Annotated in this window: 18 protein-coding genes; 15 read left to right on the top strand and 3 right to left on the bottom strand. The window is 62.4% G+C overall.

Features of this window, described 5'->3' with window-relative positions; translation table 11 throughout:
- The first annotated feature begins 191 nt into the window (after positions 1 to 191).
- The 3 genes from NKJ23_RS05265 to NKJ23_RS05255 all read left to right on the top strand — a co-directional run bounded on the left by NKJ23_RS05265 (position 192) and on the right by NKJ23_RS05255 (position 3,596).
- On the top strand, positions 192 to 1,355 hold the full coding sequence (locus NKJ23_RS05265; protein ID WP_352678827.1) for an acyltransferase family protein: 1,164 nt from the start codon (positions 192 to 194) through the stop codon (positions 1,353 to 1,355).
- Positions 1,356 to 1,536: 181 nt separating this feature from the next.
- Positions 1,537 to 3,279 (top strand): portal protein, encoded by a 1,743-nt coding sequence (locus NKJ23_RS05260; protein ID WP_352678825.1) that lies wholly within the window; start codon positions 1,537 to 1,539, stop codon positions 3,277 to 3,279.
- Positions 3,276 to 3,596 carry a Bbp19 family protein gene (locus tag NKJ23_RS05255; RefSeq protein WP_352678822.1) on the top strand — a complete coding sequence of 107 codons (321 nt, stop codon included), beginning with the start codon at positions 3,276 to 3,278 and terminating at the stop codon, positions 3,594 to 3,596. Before NKJ23_RS05260 ends, NKJ23_RS05255 begins: the two co-directional genes overlap by 4 nt.
- Positions 3,597 to 3,821: 225 nt before the next feature.
- Here NKJ23_RS05255 and NKJ23_RS05250 read toward each other — a convergent pair whose 3' ends face one another.
- From NKJ23_RS05250 to NKJ23_RS05240, 3 genes are all read right to left on the bottom strand, one after another.
- Positions 3,822 to 4,139 carry a YMGG-like glycine zipper-containing protein gene (locus NKJ23_RS05250; RefSeq protein ID WP_352453776.1) on the bottom strand — a complete coding sequence of 106 codons (318 nt, stop codon included), beginning with the start codon at positions 4,137 to 4,139 and terminating at the stop codon, positions 3,822 to 3,824.
- A gap of 194 nt (positions 4,140 to 4,333) precedes the next feature.
- Positions 4,334 to 4,735, bottom strand: coding sequence for a type II toxin-antitoxin system HicB family antitoxin (locus NKJ23_RS05245; RefSeq protein WP_352541138.1), 402 nt, complete (start codon positions 4,733 to 4,735; stop codon positions 4,334 to 4,336).
- A gap of 4 nt (positions 4,736 to 4,739) precedes the next feature.
- On the bottom strand, positions 4,740 to 4,928 hold the full coding sequence (locus tag NKJ23_RS05240) for a type II toxin-antitoxin system HicA family toxin (protein WP_352678819.1): 189 nt from the start codon (positions 4,926 to 4,928) through the stop codon (positions 4,740 to 4,742).
- 110 nt (positions 4,929 to 5,038) lie between these two features.
- On the opposite strand from NKJ23_RS05240, the gene NKJ23_RS05235 reads away from it, so the two are divergent.
- From NKJ23_RS05235 to NKJ23_RS05180, 12 genes are all read left to right on the top strand, one after another.
- Positions 5,039 to 5,611, top strand: a complete 573-nt coding sequence (locus NKJ23_RS05235) for a hypothetical protein (protein ID WP_352678816.1) — start codon at positions 5,039 to 5,041, stop codon at positions 5,609 to 5,611.
- Positions 5,612 to 5,828: 217 nt separating this feature from the next.
- Positions 5,829 to 6,737, top strand: a complete 909-nt coding sequence (locus NKJ23_RS05230) for a hypothetical protein (protein ID WP_352678813.1) — start codon at positions 5,829 to 5,831, stop codon at positions 6,735 to 6,737.
- A gap of 23 nt (positions 6,738 to 6,760) precedes the next feature.
- Entirely contained in the window at positions 6,761 to 7,750 is a 990-nt protein-coding gene (locus NKJ23_RS05225) for a Coat protein (protein WP_352678810.1), read from the top strand.
- Between the two features lie 201 nt (positions 7,751 to 7,951).
- The gene (locus NKJ23_RS05220) at positions 7,952 to 8,197 is read left to right on the top strand and encodes a hypothetical protein (protein WP_352458158.1); all 246 of its coding nucleotides are present in this window, start codon (positions 7,952 to 7,954) and stop codon (positions 8,195 to 8,197) included.
- A gap of 283 nt (positions 8,198 to 8,480) precedes the next feature.
- The gene (locus NKJ23_RS05215; RefSeq protein ID WP_352678806.1) at positions 8,481 to 9,083 is read left to right on the top strand and encodes a phage connector family protein; all 603 of its coding nucleotides are present in this window, start codon (positions 8,481 to 8,483) and stop codon (positions 9,081 to 9,083) included.
- Positions 9,080 to 11,536 (top strand): phage tail protein, encoded by a 2,457-nt coding sequence (locus NKJ23_RS05210; RefSeq protein WP_352678803.1) that lies wholly within the window; start codon positions 9,080 to 9,082, stop codon positions 11,534 to 11,536. The genes NKJ23_RS05215 and NKJ23_RS05210 overlap by 4 nt, the downstream gene beginning before the upstream one ends.
- A 196-nt stretch (positions 11,537 to 11,732) precedes the next feature.
- Positions 11,733 to 12,392 (top strand): hypothetical protein, encoded by a 660-nt coding sequence (locus NKJ23_RS05205; RefSeq protein WP_352678800.1) that lies wholly within the window; start codon positions 11,733 to 11,735, stop codon positions 12,390 to 12,392.
- A 2-nt stretch (positions 12,393 to 12,394) separates the two neighbouring features.
- On the top strand, positions 12,395 to 12,886 hold the full coding sequence (locus NKJ23_RS05200) for a hypothetical protein (RefSeq protein WP_352678797.1): 492 nt from the start codon (positions 12,395 to 12,397) through the stop codon (positions 12,884 to 12,886).
- A complete protein-coding gene (locus NKJ23_RS05195; protein WP_352678796.1) occupies positions 12,886 to 15,507 on the top strand; it encodes a hypothetical protein in 2,622 nt (873 codons plus the stop codon). Before NKJ23_RS05200 ends, NKJ23_RS05195 begins: the two co-directional genes overlap by 1 nt.
- Before the next feature lie 7 nt (positions 15,508 to 15,514).
- A complete protein-coding gene (locus NKJ23_RS05190; RefSeq protein ID WP_352472061.1) occupies positions 15,515 to 15,811 on the top strand; it encodes a hypothetical protein in 297 nt (98 codons plus the stop codon).
- Positions 15,812 to 16,111: 300 nt separating this feature from the next.
- Complete coding sequence (locus NKJ23_RS05185; protein ID WP_352678794.1) at positions 16,112 to 16,339, top strand: hypothetical protein; 228 nt, start codon at positions 16,112 to 16,114, stop codon at positions 16,337 to 16,339.
- A 1,086-nt stretch (positions 16,340 to 17,425) separates the two neighbouring features.
- A complete protein-coding gene (locus NKJ23_RS05180) occupies positions 17,426 to 17,800 on the top strand; it encodes a hypothetical protein (RefSeq protein WP_352678791.1) in 375 nt (124 codons plus the stop codon).
- Positions 17,801 to 17,825 lie beyond the last annotated feature (25 nt).

Raw genomic sequence — 17,825 nt, 5'->3', positions numbered from 1 at the left:
AATAGCGATCGGTCCAACACCCCTCATCCGACCGAGCTTCGCTCGGCCACCTTCTCCCACAAGGGGAGAAGGTCAAGGCAGCTTCCGCGTTTTCCGTAACAGCACAGCGCAAATCGTGTTCCTTCCGCACGGTTGACATTCCTCCCTCAGCCGCCATGCTGCATTGCAACATGGCCATCGAGGAGTTCGGCATGACAGAAGCCGGGTCATCGCGCATCGAGTGCCTGGACGGGCTTCGGGCGCTTGCCGCGATCTGGGTGCTCATCGGGCACTGCTTGTTGTTGACCGGCTGGCAGATTCCTATTCTCGGCGAACCGGACCTCGGCGTCGATCTGTTCATCATGCTGTCCGGCTTCCTGATGGTGTTCCACTACCAGCTGCGCCAGGACAGGGAGCCTTGGCAAAGGCCGGAAACCTGGCTGAAATTCTGGACCCGCCGCTATTTCAGGATAGCGCCGCTGTTCTACGTCATGCTGTTCGTTGCCCTGGCGCTTGGCCCCTATCTCTACGGGTCGAGAATGGTCATCGACGAGTTCCTGCTGCGGTCGCCGCAGGCGCCCGAGCGTTATCTCGACAGCGGCCTCAAGAATATCGGCGCCCATCTGCTGTTCCTGTTCGGCCTGGTGCCGAATTTCGCCTATCGCACGCCGCTGCCCGACTGGAGCCTCGGGCTGGAGATGCAGTTCTACGCACTGTTTCCGGCCATCATGCTGCTGGTGCGCAGGCTTGACTGGCTATGGGCGGCCATCCTGACCGCGGCGACCGGCAGCGCGATGGTGTTCTTGATGGGGCAGTTGTCGGTGCATTTTCCGATGCCGTCGTTCCTGCCGTTGAAGATGCAGATTTTCCTGTGCGGGATGCTGCTGGCGGGCGTCGTCCATCAAAGGCAGAAGCGGCCCTTCGTGCATCTGGCACTGGCCATGCTGCTGGCGGCGCTGCCCTTCGGCGGCGGCTATGGGCTGGGCAAGCTGTTGATGCGCGAAGCGCTCGTCCTGGGGTTCTTTGCCCTGGTTCTCTACCGGATGCTGCCGGGAATGGCGGGCATCGTGGCCAGAAAGATCGCCATGACGCTCGCCAACAGGTTCTTTCATTTGATGGGTGAGCTTTCCTTCAGCATCTATTTGATCCATCTGCTGGTTCTCCAGCCGGTGGCGGCTCTGGTCATAACCCAGTTCGGCCACGAATTGTCGGCGCCGCTGCGCTTTGCGATCGTCACCGTCGTCGTCTTGCCGGTGGTGTGCCTGCTGTCCTGGATAACCTACACGCTGATCGAAGTGCCCGGCCAGAAGATGGGCCGTTTCGTGGTGCAGCGCTTTGGGCGCAAAGCGGCGCTGGAGACGACGCCGGCGGAATAAGGCGCTTCCAATCTCCCCCCTTGAGGGGGAGATGTCGCCGAAGGCGACAGAGGGGGTCGCCGATCCACGCGAGACGACCCCCTCTGTCCTACCGGACATCTCCCCCTCAAGTGGGGAGATCGGCGGTTTCGGCGCGCCCGCCATTTCTTTTTCCCATTGAGTTCATCAAGCGAGGCTGACCATGAGCGATTCCCGTGCTCGCGATATCCTGTCGCGACAGGCAGAACTGGAGGGCGAACGCAGCCAGTATGAGCATGTCTGGGAGGCGGTGTCCGAATTCTGCGATCCCGACGCGCCCGACATGTGGAGCGGCAGCCGAAAGGCCGGCTTCGATTCGCAGGCTGAGCGGCAGGAGCGGCGCGGTGCGCGTGTCTACGCCAATACCATCAACTCGGCCGCCAACCGGCTGGCCGCGGGGCTGGAGAGCCTGATCATTCCCCAGTCGGAGAAATGGCATGGGTTGTCGACCGCGGCCATCAACGACGAGGAGACCGACGAGGAAAAGGAATGGGCGGAAGCGCTGCGCGATTTCCTTTTCTCGCTGCGCTACTCCGCCAATTCGAACTTCGTGCCGGCAACGCAGGCCTGCCTGCGCAATGTCGTGCGCTACGGCCCGGCCTATCTCTATGCCGAGGAAGGTTTTGGCGGCACGCTGATCCGCTATGCCTCGATCCCGGTGGTCGAGGGCTATCTCTCGCGCAACCGCTGGGGCCAGGTCGACATTTTCCACCGCCGCTACGAGCGCACGGCAAGACAGGCCGCGCAACTGCTCGGCTATGACAGACTGCCGGCGCGGATCAAAATCCTGGTCGACGACCCCGCCAAATGCGAGACGAAGATCTCGCTGATCCAGTGCATCCAGCCGCGCGACGAGCGCAAGATGTACAGCTTGAGCGGCTCCTACCAGTATCTCGATACGGCGTTCGCTTCCTATCACGTGATCGAGGACGAGGAGGTGATAGTCAGGGAAAGCGGTTTTCGCTCGTTCCCGGTGTCGTGCTTCAACTGGCGCCGCTACGAGGGCGATCCGTACGGCATCTCGCCGACCATTGAAGCACTGACGACGGTGCGCGAGGAGAACGCCGTGCGGCGCTCCGGCCTTCGCGCGCTGCAGCAGATCACCGATCCGGCGACCGCCTCCAAGGCAAGGCTCGACTATGTGCCGGTGCTCAATCCCGGCGAGAACTATCCCGGCCTCATCGATGATGCCGGCCGGCCGCTGATCGCGCCGATCGCCACCGGCCAGAACCCGACCTATGCCTTCAATTATGCCGACAGCCGGGCCGAGGAGATCCGTGACATGATGTTCGTCAACCTGTTCCAGACGCTGGTGCAGAACCCGCAGATGACGGCGACCGAAGCCTTGATCCGGCAGGAGGAAAAGGGCGCGCTGCTCGGCCCCTCCGGCTCGATCATCCAGGCCGGCTTTGCCAGCAATCTCGACCGCGAGCTGGGCATTCTCGAGGACAAGGGACTTTACGAGGAAGACAGCCGCTTCCTGCCGCCGGCGAGCCTTGCCGGCAAGGCGTTGCGGCCGACCTTCACCGGCCCGCTCGACGTGCTGCGCCGTTCGGCCGAGGCGCGCGACACCATCCAGGTTGTCACCACCGCCATGCAGATGGCGCAGTTCGACCCCGGCGTGATGGACAATATCGACGGCGACGAGGCGCTGAAGATCGTGCAGGGCGCCGGCCGCAGCCCGCAGCGCATCTTTCGCCGCCAGGACGAGGTGGCCGGCATCCGCGATGCCAGAGCCAAGGCTCAAGCTGAACAGGCCGGCATGGCGGCGATGGCTGCCGCCGGCAAGGTCGCCAGGGATGCCGTGCCGGCGGCAGTGCAGGCGCGCGACAGCGGCCTGCTCGACGGGCTCGGCGGGCTGATGCCGCAGGCTGCGCAAGATGCTTCGGGCGGGCAGGGCGCATGAGCGGCAAACGCTTCGCCCATTCCAGCCAGGCCGGCGGCCCGGCCAAGGCGCGGGATGCCCTGGCCAGGGCCTATCTCAGGGTGTTCTCGGGCCAGGACGGCGAAATGGTGCTGGCCGACCTGACGGCCGTGACCGGCTATTACCGCCGCCCGTCCTATGGCGAGTGGTTGGCCAAGACCAAGACGCCGAACGGCTTCGAGCTGCACAGCGCGCTGAGCAATGCCCGCGCCGAAGTGGTGCAGCACATTATGGGGTTTTTGACGCTGGACGAGGCGCAGCTGGCGGCGCTGGAGAAGGCGGCGAGGCTGGAGGCGTAGGTAGGATAAGGTCCGAAAGGCGCGAGGCGCCCCCCTCTGGCCTGCCGGCCATCTCCCCCTCCAAGGGGGAGATCAGCAGCTTCGCCCTAGCCGCCAATCCTGCAACGTTGGTGATTGGCGGAAGCAGACAAGATACCCAATCTCCCCCCTTGAGGGGGAGATGGCCGGCAGGCCAGAGGGGGGTGCTGTCCCGCCGGCCTTGTCGTGATTGCAGCCCGCGCCGGCTCAATAGTCGCCGTTGTAGTACCGGTCGTCGCAGGGGGCGGTGTAGATGCGGCCGCTGGTGCGATCCTGATAGCGGCAAAGCTGTTCGCTGCGCGGCTGCGGCGTGGTGGCGTTGCCGACGACGGCGCCCAGCAAGGCGCCGGCTCCGGCACCGATGACCGTGCTCTTGGTGTTGCCGCCGATCGCCTGGCCGGCAAGCGCGCCGGCGCCGGCGCCGAGCAGCGCACCGGTGCTGGTTCTCTGCTGTGCTTCGGTCTGCGCGCAGCCTGCCAATGCGGCAGTCACCAGCATGGCGGCAATGGCTCTGGACATGGTCATCGTCTGGTACTCCCTTGAAACCTATGAGCTAATACACGGGGCGATTTTGCCAAGTGCGGTCGCATTTGCGGCGGAACATAGGCGCCGTGCCTCACGAAATAAGACATGGTTGTTTTTGTCTGACGGCCTGATCCGCAAAGAAAGTAACCGAACAAGACCCAAAGAGCTTCATCTCCAGTCGACCTTCGAGAGCGCTACGCTGCCTCGATCTGCATTACCTTTTTCGCCGCAGCGGCCAGAAATCCGGATCGGCTGTAGCCGTGGCGCTCCGCATATCGGTCAATCTGATCGAGGACATCTTCCGGAATGGTGACATTGACACGCACGACCTTCGCAGCTTCAGCTTTCAAGGGAACCAGGATGGCGACACCGCTCAGATTGTCCTTGTCCGACATCACCTCCTCCAAGGACGACGGTTCGGGAATGGCCTCGCCATCCTCGACCAGCCCCTCGACATGAAAGGCCAGTGCTTCCCCGGCCATGGCACGGGCATCATCCAGGTTGACGCCGGCTGTCACCAGGCCCGGAAAATCGGGAAAGGAGACGCCGAAGTCGCTGTCCGCTTGCTTGTGGATCAATCCGATATAGTTCCGCATTTCTCTACCTCAGCTTCACGCCGGATCGTTTTTCAATACTCTTGAGAGTGCCGATCGGGATGTCGCGCTTGGGATGCGGAACTGTCACCCGGCCCGGCTTGGATTTGTGCTTGAACTGGGCGTGACTTCCTTTTCGAGCCACTTCGTACCAGCCATCCGCCAACAGCCTGTGGATGACATCGGCGCCCTTCATGTTGTGTATAAATACACATAACTGATCCAAATGTCCATGAGCTTTTGCCGCTGTTGCGTGCGGCGGCCCAGCCGACCCCGTTTTCAATCCCGCAAGAATGGAGAAATCAAATGACCCGAGGTCTTGCCCGGACGCTTTCGCGTGCCGCCGCCAGAGAAGCCGGCCTTGCCCCGCCCAGGGCGGGGCTTACCGCCAGGACGACTGGGCAGGGCGGCGCCTACCGCACCGTCTTCTCCTTCAATGCCATGCCGGTGCCGGTCACCGATGCGCAGGGCTTTGCCAGCCAGAAGCTCTTCGACTTTCTCGATGGCAAGGTCCGCATCAAGGGCGGCACGGCAAGACTGCAGTTCGCCGTGCTGACGCCGCGCGCCTCGACCATCAACGACAATGCCGCGCTGACCTGGTCGCTCGGCTCGACGGCAGCATCGAGCGCGGTGCTTGCCGGCACCATGGTCAATGTGCTGGCCGCGACCGGCCGCACGCTGGATGGCGCGGGTGCCGCGCCGTCGAGCGCGTCGATTGCCGATGTTGCCGCAGCCTTGACGCTCGACGGCACCGTGACGCCGGTCGACCTCTATCTCAACCTGGCGTTTGCGACCGGCACCGATATCGACGCCGACGGCACGCTGGCGGTGTCGGGCACCATCACCCTGCTCTGGGAGAACTGGGGCGATAATGCGTAGGCGCTAATCTCCCCCCTTGAGGGGGAGATGTTGCCGAAGGCGACAGAGGGGGTCGGTTCGACGGGCGCGACGCCCGGCGACAGATGAGGTCGGCGCTCCACGCGCGGCTACCCCCTCTGGCCTGCCGGCCATCTCCCCCTCGAGGGGGGAGATACCAAGCTTCGCCGCCAGTGCTCTCATCACCGGCCTTTAATTCTGTAACAAAAGGAATCTTCTCATGACAGATCTGGCAGACGCCGGGTCCGTGGTGGCGGCGCCACCGGCGGGCAACCTTGCACGGCCACCGGCCAACGGGGACAACGGGTCCGCCCCGCCTGCGGCCAAAAGTTGGTTTGACGGTCTTTCCGAAGGCAACCGCAAGCTTGCTGAAACCAAGGGCTGGACCAAGCCTGAAAGCCTCGATCGGGTCTTCGCCTCCTATGCGGAGCTGGAGCGGCAGCAGGGCGAGAGCCTGCGCGTTCCGGCAGCCGATGCAGCCGCGGAAGACTGGGACAGGTTCCATGCCCGGCTGCCCGAGGCGATGCGTCCGCTGACCTCACCCGACAAGGTCGAGTACAGGCGCCCCGACGGGCTTCCCGAAAACTTCGCCTATTCGGACGAGCTCGCCAATGCGTCCAAGGCCTGGGCAGTCGAGGCAGGTGCTACCCCGAAGGTCGCACAGGCCTATCACGACCGCTTCGTCGGCTACATGGCGGAGCAGGCCAAGGCACAGCAAATCGCTGTTGCCCGCTCAGTCGAGATGACGCACGACGATCTCGTCAGGGATTGGGGACCGACCGGCAGCGATGGCTTTCGCCAGAAGCTCGAGGTCGCCAACCGGGCGATGAAAAAGCTCGGCCTGGTCAATGCCTACAAGGCGAAGGGCATCCTTCTGCCGGACGGTGCCTTGACCGACCCGCAGATCGCCAAGGCGTTCTACGCCATCGGCGAGGCGATGTTCCGCGAAGACACGATCGACGGCAATGCTGCCTTGAGCGGAGGCAATCCCTTCAAGCGCAATGCCGCCGGCGAGCGCAACCTGACTGGCATCTCAGCCCTGGTCAAAAGCGACCCCGCCCGCGCCCGGCGGCTGGCACGCGAGGCCGGCGAAAATCCTGACCTGTGGATGCCCAACAATCCTCTTTAACCCGAACCTGAAGGAAGACAAAAATGGCAGACGCCTATACCCGTACCGCGGACGCGATCGTTCCGTCCGTCTATGCGCAATACTCGTTCGAGGAGCACGTCCAGTCGCTGGAGATTTACCAGGCCGGGATCCTGTTTTCCGACCCGTCGATCGCCTCGAAGCTCAGCCTGGGCGGACGTTCCGTCGACATGCCCGGCTGGAAGGACCTCGGCAACGATCCGTCCGAGCCGGTCAATGACGACCCGGCCGACTCGATCGAGATGAAGAAGATCGGTGCGCGCCGCGAAGTCGCGGCCCGCAATGTGCGTGCGCAGGCCTGGGGCATCCCGGATCTGACCTCGATCCTTGCCGGCGACGATCCGCAGAAGCTTATCGTGCGCCGCCAGACCGACTACTGGCAGCGCGCCAACAAGCTTACGCTGCTGGGCATACTGAAAGGCGTGCTGGCCGACAACATTGCCAATGACGCCGGCGACCTGGTGCGCATCACCGGCGCCTCCATCGTCGACACCGACATCATCGAGGCCGCCTATCTGATGGGCGACCGCGCCGACAAGTTCAAGACGATCTGGATGCATTCCAAACAGATGAAGGCACTGAAACTCGCCGACCTCATCGACTATGTGCCGTCGTCCGAGCAGGGCGGGCCGCTGATCCCCTATTACATGGGGCTCAGGGCTGTCGTCGACGACGACATTCCGGTTGCCGGCGGCGTCTACACGGCGTTCATGTTCAAGGACAAGGCAATCCTGTGGAACGAGCTGCCAGTCAATACCGAAGGCGGCCCGCTCGAGTTCGACCGCAAGCCGCGGCAGGGCCATGGCGGCGGCGTCACCGAAATGGTCGGCCGCCGGCATTTCGTGCCGCATGTGCCGGGCACCCGCTTCCTCGATGCGTCCTCGGCCGGCGAATTCGCCACCGATGCCGAGCTGGCACTGGCGGCAAACTGGGACCGCACGGCGTCGAGCGTCAAGCACATGACGTTCATCGCGCTGAAGACGACCGAGGCCTGATCGGGCGAAGGGGCGGGCGTCAGACGTCCCGCCCCTTCTGGACGCCAGGTCGGCGAATCCCAAGTTCACCCGCTGCGCTGCGTCGGAGTGATGTGAATTTTGGCGTTCGCTACAACATTCATGTTGCCCTTCGCTCAATCGACGGCACCAAACAGTTACAAGAAAGGGCGATGCTGCCTTGTCTTGGTAAGGGAGGTCACCATGAACATGAAGTACAAAACAGTTCAGGAAGTGCTCCGAAAAGCGGGCATTGTCATGAGTAAGAAGGGGGAAGTTCATCGCATAAACTTCTTCAGCGGCCTGGAAGACACCGCCTACTACACGCCAAGTCTTCAGGATGCCCTGGACAGGGGCTTGGCTTTGGCGGGAGGTGCCGGAAGGGTGAAAGCAAGCGTCTTTGCCAAGTCAGCTGAAACAGGGATCTCGACCGGCGCACGCATCGGCTGACACAATTCATGCAAGACATCGCCGCGTTGCGCGGCGATATCGTGAACCGCAATAGCCGAAGCATTGCTTCCTTGCTTCGAACGGAAAAGACACGGATCACGCAGCGCCTGCCACCCGTGTCCTGACGGGCGGTTGGCGTTGTGACGCTCGATGCACGAGACGTGCAACGTTCTGCCCAAGCCACAAATCACAAAAAATCCCCAGCCGCTTCGAAGCGGCTTTTTGCCGTGGAGGCACCATGCCCCGTTTTCTCCGACCAACCATACAGACAGAGGGCTGAGCCATGGCCATCACCCCGCTCGACATCGCCAACATGGCGCTCGCCGTGCTCGACGAGGCGCCGATCGACAGCCTCGACCAGGACGCCAAGGCGGCGCGCCTGCTCAATCTGCATTTCGACCTGACCCGCGAGGCCGAATTGACCAAGCATGCCTTTGTCTTCGCCATCCTGGCGGCCTCGGTCGCCGGCTTCGACACCGGCGGCGGCGCTGGCACGCTGAACTTCGCCTATGAGCTTCCCGCCGATTGCCTGCGGCCCTTGCCGCTGACCCATAATGGCGAGCCGGATGGCGTGCCGCTCTCATGGCGGCAGGAGGCCGGGTTGGTCTATTCCGATCAGGCCGGGCCGCGCATCATCCGCTATGTCGCCAACCTGACCGACCCCAACGACTGGGACGCGCTATTCAGCGAAGTGCTGGTGGCGGCGCTCGCCATCAAGATCGCGCATCCGTTGACCCACAAGTCCGGCATGATCGACGTCGCACGCAGCGCCTATGACAGGGCGCTGGACGCCGCCTATTCAGCCAATGCCATCCAGCGCGGCGGCAGATTTTCCACGACGTCCTGGGCTTTCCAGCGCGGCGACAGCCGGGGCGTCGGCCGATGACCACGCTCTATCCGGTCCAGGACGCTTTCATCCGCGGCGAGATTTCTCCCCGCTTGCATGCTCGCGCCTCGCTCGACCTTTACCGGGCGGCGCTGTCGAAATGCACGAACTTCGTCACGCTGCCGCATGGCGGCATCAGGAAACGCGGCGGCACGTATTTTTGCGCGCAGGTGAAGGCTCCGTCGAAGGCGACACGGCTGATCCCGTTCATCTTCTCGGCCGATCAGGCCTATGCGCTCGAATTCGGCGATCTCTACATCCGCGTCTATGCCTATGGCGCGCGTGTCGGCACGGTCGAAGTCGTTTCGCCTTATCCCGAGGCCGATCTGTTCGACCTGCAATTCGTCCAGTCGGCAGACCAGATGTGGATCACCCACAAGGATCATCCGGTCAAAGTGCTGACGCGCACTGCGCACACGACTTGGATGCTCGCCGATTTCGTCTTTCTCGACGGCCCATACGACAAGATCAACACCACGGCCACGACGCTAACGCCGGCCGCAACCGGCAACGCCATGCCGGTCATGGTCGCGAATACGCTGCCAAGCGGCACGGTCAGCAACAGCAACGGCTCATCCGACGTGTGGCAGGTGTTCGATGGCGACAAGCAGAAGGGGGAGAACATAGCGGGCTTTCCGAGCGGGTATCTGCGCTACCAGTTCGGCGGCGGCGGGGCCAAGACGGTCGACGCCTACTGGATTACCGCCACGAATGATCACTCAGACACTGCATCGCCGAGCCAGTGGCAATTCCAGGCCTCGCACAACGGCACCGACTGGACGACGCTCGACAGCCGGGACGGAGAGACCGGCTGGTCCAAGTCGGAAACCCGCTTCTTCGACGGCTTCAACAACACGGTTGCCTACGAATATTATCAGCTGCTGTTTTCAGGTGGCGGCAGCGACGGAACCGCTATCGCCGAACTGGCCCTGCACGAATACGCGCCGTCGCAAACGCCATTTGATCTCTCGGCCTCCTCGATCGTCGGCATCAATGACGGTATCGGCTTCCAGACCAGCGATATCGGCCGCGCCGTTCGTCTGCTTGGCGCGGATGGCTTCTGGCGCTGGGCCAAGGTCGTTGCCCGGACCAGCACGACGGTAGTCACGGTCCAGTTGTACGGGCACGCTCTGCCCGATCTCAGCCCGATCATCCGCTGGCGTCTCGGCACGTTCGTGCCCGGCAAGTACGTCCAGAGCGGTTCGCTTTACGAGGAGCGCCTGGCGTTCAGCCGAAAATTCTCGGTCTATGCCTCGCAAACCGGCGATTTCGACAACTTCGCCACCGGTGAGAAAGACACCGACGCGCTGGAATTCGTGCAGGCAGGTGGCGGTCAGGCCAATGACATTACGTGGGTGGCGGAATCGGACGGCGCGCTGATCATCGGAACGCTTGGCGGGGTGAGGGCGCTGTCTGGCTCCGGCATCGACGAGGCGCTGACGCCGTCCTCGTTCAAGAACCGCCGGTCGCGGACTTTCGGTTGTGCCCCGCTGCGTCCCGTCGATGCGGGGCAGTCGTTCCTCTATGTCACCCGCTCCCGCAAATCGATCGCCGAGCTGACGCAAAACGCCACCGGCCGCTTCACCTCCGACGATGTCGGTCAGATATCGGAGCACATTCCCAAGAAAGGCGTCGTCGAACTCGCCTTCCAGACCGACCCCGATCCGCTGCTGTGGTTCCCGCTCGGGGATGGCGAACTCGGCGGCTACACGCATCAGCCGTCGCAGGACGTTCGCGGCATGCACATCCACCAGATCGCCGGAAGCTTCGCAGGATCGAACTGGGCCGTTGTCGAAAGCGCCGTGGTGACGCCCGGCCAGGACGGCAACGACGATCTCTGGCTGATAGTCAAGCGCACGATCGGCGGCGTGACCAGGCGCTATATCGAAATAAAGACCGCGCCGTTTGAGTATGGCGGGATCGGCGATGCATTCGAAGTCGACTGCGGTCTGACCTATGATGGCGTCGCTGTGGGCACGGTCTCAGGGCTTGATCATCTCAACGGCGAAACAGCCGACGTCCTGGCCGACGGCAAGGTCTACAAGGGCCTTGCTGTGGCCGCTGGCGCGGTCTCGCTGCCCGGTGGGGCTACGGCAGCCAAATGGCAGGTCGGGCTCGGCTACCAGTCCGAAGCCAACACGCTGGAGCTCGATGTCGGCGGCCGCGACGGATCGATCGTCGGGCGGCGCAAGAAGGTGGCCAAGCTCATCCTTTCGCTGCTGGAAACCGACACAACCGGGCTTCAGGTCCAGTCGTTCATCCGCGGCCGCTCGGAGCAGGTTCGCATCCCGTCCGTGGTTGCACCCGACGGCATGGCGAAATTGTTCACCGGCAATGTCGAGGTGCCGATCGACGATAGCTGGGAAGGGCAGGGGCGGGTGAAGATCCGCCACGTCAATCCAACGCCCTGCACGATCAGGGCGATGACACCGGTGTTCGACGCCGAGCCTTAGTTAATCTCCCCCCTCGAGGAGATGTCGCCGAAGGCGACAGAGGGGTCGGCACGTCCTGACGCGGCCTCCCATCGCAAACTGAGGGGGTTGGAGCTCCACGCGAGACGACCCCCTCTGGCCTACCGGCCATCTCCCCCTCGAGGGGGGAGATCACCCGCTCCGTCCTCCATCGCTTCCCCAACCAAGGAACCCACCCGTGACCCAAATCCCCCATGCCGAAGACCTCGGCAAGGCGCGGACGGCTGCCGATTTCGCTGCCATCCGCGCCTTGCTCGACACCGACCTCAACAATGCGATCGCCTGCAAACAGGAGCTGCAACAGGCCGAGGATCGCGCGATTTTCGGCAAGGGCGACCTGGCAGCAGCCCGTGCCGCACTTGACGACTGCAACGATGCAATTGCGCTGATCGAGCAGACCATCGAGGCAGCGGACAAGCGCCGCATCGCCGCCGCCCGAAACGAAGCCCGCGTCGACATTGAAGCGCTTGGCGCTGAGATCCAAACAAAGGCGGCCTCCCTCGGCGAGCGTTGGAAGAGCGTTCACGAACTGATCGAGCAACTGCGGCAGGAGCTGTTCGCGGCCGATGCCTTGAGCCGCGCCGTCATCGTCGCCAACGGCCATTTCGATGCCGACGGCGCTGCCGGGGCAAGAGTCAACCTGACCACCATCCGGCGCACCGCCATGGCCGGCCCGCGCGCCGCCGCGCCATCGCGTCTCAGCCGCCCGGCAATCCAGGCCGACCGACTGCTTTTGTCCTTCCTCAGCCCCGGCGGCGTGCTCGACCGGCGCCCTGCGATCGGCGCGCCGGTCGACGGCATCAAAAGCAAATTCATTCCCGCCGGCGAACGAGGCTGACCATGTGCACACTAGCTCTTATCGGTACGGCGCTTTCGGTCGGCGGCGCGCTGGCGGAAGGCCAGCAGTCGAAGCAGATGGCCGAGTACCAGGCCAAGGCCTATGAACAGCAGGCGCGGGCCGACGCCCAAAGCTCGGCCTTCGAGCAGGGCCAGGAGCGCCACAAGCAGGATCTGCTGCAGGCGCAGGCGCGTGCCCAGGCCGGCGCTTCGGGCGTCGCCATAGCAGGCTCGCCGACCGAGGTGCTGGCGGCCAATGCCAGGCAGGGCCAGCTCGACCTCAAGGCGATCCAGTACGGCTCGCAGCTGCGCCAGAACGGTCTCGCCACGCAGGCGGCGATCGCGCGCTTTTCCGGCAGACAGGCGGTGGGCGCCTCGATTTTCAAGGCCGGCGGCAATCTCGTGTCGGGCCTTTCCGGCCTCTACGACCCGGCCAAGGCGGTGACGTTCGGCAGAAGCGCCTTCCCGCCGGCGCCGGGTGGAGGCCTCTACTGATGGCCACCATCCCGCTCCAGCTTGCCCAGCGCCGCCTCGATACCGGCAATGTGGTTTCCTATCCCAACGGCTCGCCGGTGGGCGCCGCCATGCAAGGCTTTGGCGACGAGCTGTCGGCGATAGCCGAACGCTTCCGGCAGCAGAAGCAGCAGCAGGATGCGTTCGACGCCGACATTATCGGCCGCGAGCTGAACGCACGCATAGCGCACGCCGAGGCCGTGGCGGTGCAGACCGCGCCGGCCGACGGCGGCGGCCTGCACGACTTCATGTATGGCCAGCTCGATCCGCGCAGCGACGGCGTCGTCAAGCCCGGCCTGTTCGACCAGATCTTCGACGAGACCGCGGCGAAAGTGCCGGAGGGCGAACGCGCCAACTTCCTCGCGCAAAAGCAGGCTCTGCGGCTCGCCGGCTCGGCGCGCATGGCCGCGCAGCAGCACGCGCGGCGCCAGAACTATGAGCAGGCCGAGTGGAGCAAGGTCGAGGACGGTTACACAAGCGCCATCGCGCAGGGCGACCCGGACGACAGCGGCACGTTCGAGGCGATCAGGCAGAGCGGGCTCGACCTGATCGGCAAGATGGGCAACCCGGTGGCCCGGCAAGCTGCCGAGGCCGCCTGGCGCAGCAACGCGGCAAAGGCGCTCGTCCAGGCGATGATCGCCCAAGACCCGAAGCGCGCTGCGGGGATGCTGGGGACTGGGCCGGTCTCAACGGACGGCAGGACTAAGGACGATACCATCGAAGCTGTGGGCGGACCTCGGGCGAGTGGGTCCAGCGTGCTGGCGACGCGCGAAGCGCCCGTAGGTGGCCTTCCGTCCGACGAAACACCTATCCGCACGGGTTCCGTGGGGCCCGTCGGAAATACGGCTTGGGCTGCCGCAGGACCCTGGATTGCCGACTTGTCGCCGGACACGGTTCAGGATCTCGGCCAGAAGGCGCAGGTAGCGACTGTGGCAAGCCTGGTCGATGCGCGCACGAACATCGACATCGCCTTGCAGAACGCGCCGGCTGCCATTGCCAATACCGGCAGCTATTCTGGCAAGACACCGGGTGCCGAAGACTTCACTGCCGTGTACGGCGCCGAAGATGGCGGCAAGCGTCTCCAAGCCTTCGACATAACGGCTGATATCGGCCGCGCGGTTTTCGACATGCGACCCGTCCCGAACCAGGCGATACACGCCCAGATTCGGGATTTTGAACCCGGCCCCTACGGCTCGCCGGAAGAGCGGGAGCAATATGAGATAAGGGCCGGCGCCGCGCAATTGGTGCTGGGTGCCAGGCGCGCCGATCCCGCCGGTTACGTCGGCCAACTGTTCCCGAACCATGCTCCGGACTGGGACAAGATCACAGCTCCTGAGGATTATAAGGCTGCCGTCACCTGGGCCGTCGCTGCTCAGCAGGAGTTGGGCTTCGACCGAATACTGCCAATGCCCTGGGCCGTAGCTGGCCAGCAGGCGGCGAAATACATCGACCAAGGTGTGCCGTTCGAAAAGCGCCTTGCCAAGTTGAGTTCGATCGTCCTGGCGGTTCGCGATCCTGATGCCCGCAAGGCGACAACCCAACAGATTTCTGTGGCGGCGGAAGCCCAGTGGCGAGCCGAGGCCGCCCAAGATCCGAACGTCGCGCCAGAGTCGTTGGAAGCCCAGGTTGCGGTGCTCAAGAACGGGCTGGCGTGGATCGGGGAACATCCGGCCCAAGCCCAGTACAGCGCCATGCCGTGGCTACAGCAATTCGGCTTGGCGTTCTCGGATGTCGGCCGCCTCACGGCTAAGGGCGCGGCCGCCGGCGGTGCGGATGCGATCTCCGCCGGGCTGGACTCCGTTTGGTCGGGAGGAAACTACCAGCACCTCCTCGAAGATGAACAGGCCAAGACCGAGGACGCCGAGGACCGGGCCGGCTCGGCCGGTTGGGCGGCGGAAGCCCTCGGCACCGGTTTAAGCGGATATGGCCTGGCGGAGAGTTTGTTCGGTTTGCTGGGCCGGGCAAGCGTTGGCGCGGCGGCAGAGAACGGCTTGATCGGTCTTGCTGCCCGAACTGGCGTCGGGGGTGTGGCGGGTGGCACTTATGGCGGGGCATACGCCTTCAACACAGGACAGAGCGTCCCCTGGGGAATTGCCAACGGCGCGCTTTGGGGGGCGGGCGGCAATGTCCTTGCCGAAGGGCTCAGTGCCGTTGGCAGCCAGGTGTTGGCAAGGCTTGCCGGGCGTTCTGCGAATGCTAAACCTGATATCGTACTGGATGGTGGGGCTCCCCCGGTTTCTGTCAATGCAGAAGAGATTCCGATCTCGACCGGCAAGGCCCGAGAAATAAGGAGGCCCTATACGCATTTGGAAGATCCTCCCAACGTTGCGTCCGGCAAGGATCCAACAAAGAAGCAGAGGATAGCTATTTTCGAGGAAAATAAAAGGGTGAATGATGGAATTTTGAGATCGGATGAGAGTGGTATAGAAATAATTCTAGCAAAGAAAAGCAAAAGAGGCGTAACTCCTCCAAAAAATGAAGCTCATATCGATCACATAGATCCGGTTAATCCCGCTGACAAGACAAAATCGTCAGGATCAAATAGCTATAAAAATCTTCGTCTTACGGCTGGGTTTGAGAATATAGAAAAATCGAACAAATAGGTGACATATGACCGAATGGAAGTTCGAAAACCCAAAAAACACAGCCGTTATTTCGACTCGGAAGATATTTAGGGGGGGCGGCTGGATTGCGTATGTGTCACATGATGATGACGGCGACGATAATGAGTCGTGGCAATTCTACGGAAATGAAGCTGAAGTTGATCAAGATGACCTAATTTTAGTGGCCTTGGTCGAGGTGGTCGAGCTTGATGGAACTGTTGCACAGTTGGCGGATTTGCCGTTAGGCTGGCGTGCGTGGCGCGATACAAAGTCTTCGCCATGGAAGCGCGACAAAATCACCTAAACACATTCTGAATGGTAGCGGAGTTTACTCTGCTTTGACCCGGTGAAAGTAAAAAAAGGCGTTACTCCTCCGCCAACGAATCACAGTTTGATCACATCGATCCGCTTATTCCAGTTGATCCGACAAAGACTCCCGGATCGAATAGTTACACCAATGCAAGGATGGTTGCAAGAATTCGAAACAGAGAAAGTGGAACAAATAGGCGCTGTGATGACTAAATGGAAGTTTTAAGACCCCCAGAACGTAGCTGTTTTTGTAAACAGGAAAGCTATACGCAATGGTGGGTGGGTTGCTCGCGTCGTGCATGATGATGATGACGGATCATGGCAGTTTCACGCGGATGAATCCGAAGATTTCGCTGAAAGCGATATTATGATCATAGGCCTGAAAAATATGGTTGAAAAAGACAAGACTATTATGCAGTTGGCTGATTTACCTTACGGCTGGTATGCTTGGCGCGAGACAAAAACCTCGCCATGGAGGCGAGGCAAAACCCTCGACGAACACCCAGAATCGGAGCGGAGTTAGTTTCGACTTCCAATTGTAACGGTTGACATGGGTGATTGCGACGCTGAGCGGCGGAGCCGACAGCGGTGCAAGAAACCGGGGCGTCACTTCGCACGGAGCGTTCTGGCAAGGACCAATCAGCCCACGGGCCGGAATATGGATGTGTCTCACGAGAAAGCGCTGGCCGACGGGGGGCAGATCACCTCTCAAACATAACGCATCGTGCGAGAGCAGATCATATTAAACACCATGGCGATGCAAGAGACTATGCTCGCTGGGCAAGAAGAAGATGGCTCAAGCAAGAAATGAAAGGGAACACAAGTGGTCGAGAGAAATTATAGCGACGTCAAACCCGACTTGACTAGCGTCACCCGCTTGCCGTCGGCTGACAAAAGCACAGGCGATGAAGAGCTTGATGCTGCACGTCTGGAAGCCCCGAAAATATCTTGATTTCTATGATTGGGTTTCAGACATCAAGGGGGAGTACCTTGGATACGGTGCCGATGGCATAATCTATATTTCCTCTTCGAGATTGTTCCGGGCAGGCCAGAAGTTGACCCATGGATATGGGTAATCGTCGGCGATGTGCCCCCGACATATCTGCCGGCTGTGGACGCCAAGACTCCATACGAGGCGCTGGATGGATATATCGGCGCCATGGAAGAGTGGGTCGAAGCTGCGCGACGGGGGGACTCGGTGGCAGATCTAATCCCGGTCAATGTGCCGGCTAGCCCAGCCAACGCCGAAATGTTGGATAGCCGTCTCAAATTTCTCGACGAAAGGGTATTGCCGGAACTTCGAGAGTGATCGGTTGCCGCTTGTCGGCAAGCGCCGTCGGTTCCTTGACGAGAACGTGCTTCCGTTGCTCCCAAAGTGATGTACAGCCACGCTCCGTCGCTCGTCGCTGATGCAGGCCCGGCAGCCGGCTCGACCGGATCAGCGCTGGCGCAATCACTGGTGAGTATGCGCCGGAAATGGCGACCAGGCACGCAACGGGCCCGCGGTCTGATTGTGGTCACGATGCTGGCTTATGGCCTGCTAACCGCCGGGCGGTCAGTTGGCGGTGCCTCCTGGATCGCCTCCTGTTTAAGATGAAGGATTGACCTGTTGCGCACAGACACTTTTCCGACCATGGCAAGGATCGTTTTTCTGCTCACCTTGGCCGGCGTTCTCCTGCTCGCGCTTTCGCCGGTGCGCTTCCTGCAGGAGTTGGACATGGGCTTCACCTTCCAGCACGACAAGCTCAACCACGCCGCGGCGTTCGCGGTGCTGGCGGCGCTTGGAAGCCTCGGCTGGCCGGAGCAGAAGACGAGACTGGTTTTGCTCCTCGCCATTACCGGCGCGGCGATCGAGCTGCTTCAGGGCGCGCAGCTGATCGCGCGCGATATGGATATCCTCGACTGGGTCGCCGACTGCGCCGGCATGGCCTGCGGGCTGGCGGCAATGGGCGGCACAAGAAGGCTCATCGGCGGATTGCTGTAGCCCTGGAGCGCGCTGCTCACTATCC

It is taken from the genome of Mesorhizobium sp. M0184, from assembly GCF_040322215.1.
Classification (GTDB): Bacteria; Pseudomonadota; Alphaproteobacteria; order Rhizobiales; family Rhizobiaceae; genus Mesorhizobium.
This window is presented reverse-complemented; position numbering and strand designations above follow the sequence as displayed.

Excerpts from the sequence above, each read along its gene's own strand:
- NKJ23_RS05265 (WP_352678827.1), top strand. The coding sequence starts at position 192 with ATGACAGAAGCCGGGTCATCGCGCATCGAGTGCCTGGACGGGCTTCGG.
- NKJ23_RS05260 (WP_352678825.1), top strand. The coding sequence starts at position 1,537 with ATGAGCGATTCCCGTGCTCGCGATATCCTGTCGCGACAGGCAGAACTG.
- NKJ23_RS05255 (WP_352678822.1), top strand. The coding sequence starts at position 3,276 with ATGAGCGGCAAACGCTTCGCCCATTCCAGCCAGGCCGGCGGCCCGGCC.
- NKJ23_RS05250 (WP_352453776.1), bottom strand. The coding sequence starts at position 4,139 with ATGACCATGTCCAGAGCCATTGCCGCCATGCTGGTGACTGCCGCATTG.
- NKJ23_RS05245 (WP_352541138.1), bottom strand. The coding sequence starts at position 4,735 with ATGCGGAACTATATCGGATTGATCCACAAGCAAGCGGACAGCGACTTC.
- NKJ23_RS05240 (WP_352678819.1), bottom strand. The coding sequence starts at position 4,928 with ATGAAGGGCGCCGATGTCATCCACAGGCTGTTGGCGGATGGCTGGTAC.
- NKJ23_RS05235 (WP_352678816.1), top strand. The coding sequence starts at position 5,039 with ATGACCCGAGGTCTTGCCCGGACGCTTTCGCGTGCCGCCGCCAGAGAA.
- NKJ23_RS05230 (WP_352678813.1), top strand. The coding sequence starts at position 5,829 with ATGACAGATCTGGCAGACGCCGGGTCCGTGGTGGCGGCGCCACCGGCG.
- NKJ23_RS05225 (WP_352678810.1), top strand. The coding sequence starts at position 6,761 with ATGGCAGACGCCTATACCCGTACCGCGGACGCGATCGTTCCGTCCGTC.
- NKJ23_RS05220 (WP_352458158.1), top strand. The coding sequence starts at position 7,952 with ATGAACATGAAGTACAAAACAGTTCAGGAAGTGCTCCGAAAAGCGGGC.
- NKJ23_RS05215 (WP_352678806.1), top strand. The coding sequence starts at position 8,481 with ATGGCCATCACCCCGCTCGACATCGCCAACATGGCGCTCGCCGTGCTC.
- NKJ23_RS05210 (WP_352678803.1), top strand. The coding sequence starts at position 9,080 with ATGACCACGCTCTATCCGGTCCAGGACGCTTTCATCCGCGGCGAGATT.
- NKJ23_RS05200 (WP_352678797.1), top strand. The coding sequence starts at position 12,395 with ATGTGCACACTAGCTCTTATCGGTACGGCGCTTTCGGTCGGCGGCGCG.
- NKJ23_RS05195 (WP_352678796.1), top strand. The coding sequence starts at position 12,886 with ATGGCCACCATCCCGCTCCAGCTTGCCCAGCGCCGCCTCGATACCGGC.
- NKJ23_RS05190 (WP_352472061.1), top strand. The coding sequence starts at position 15,515 with ATGACCGAATGGAAGTTCGAAAACCCAAAAAACACAGCCGTTATTTCG.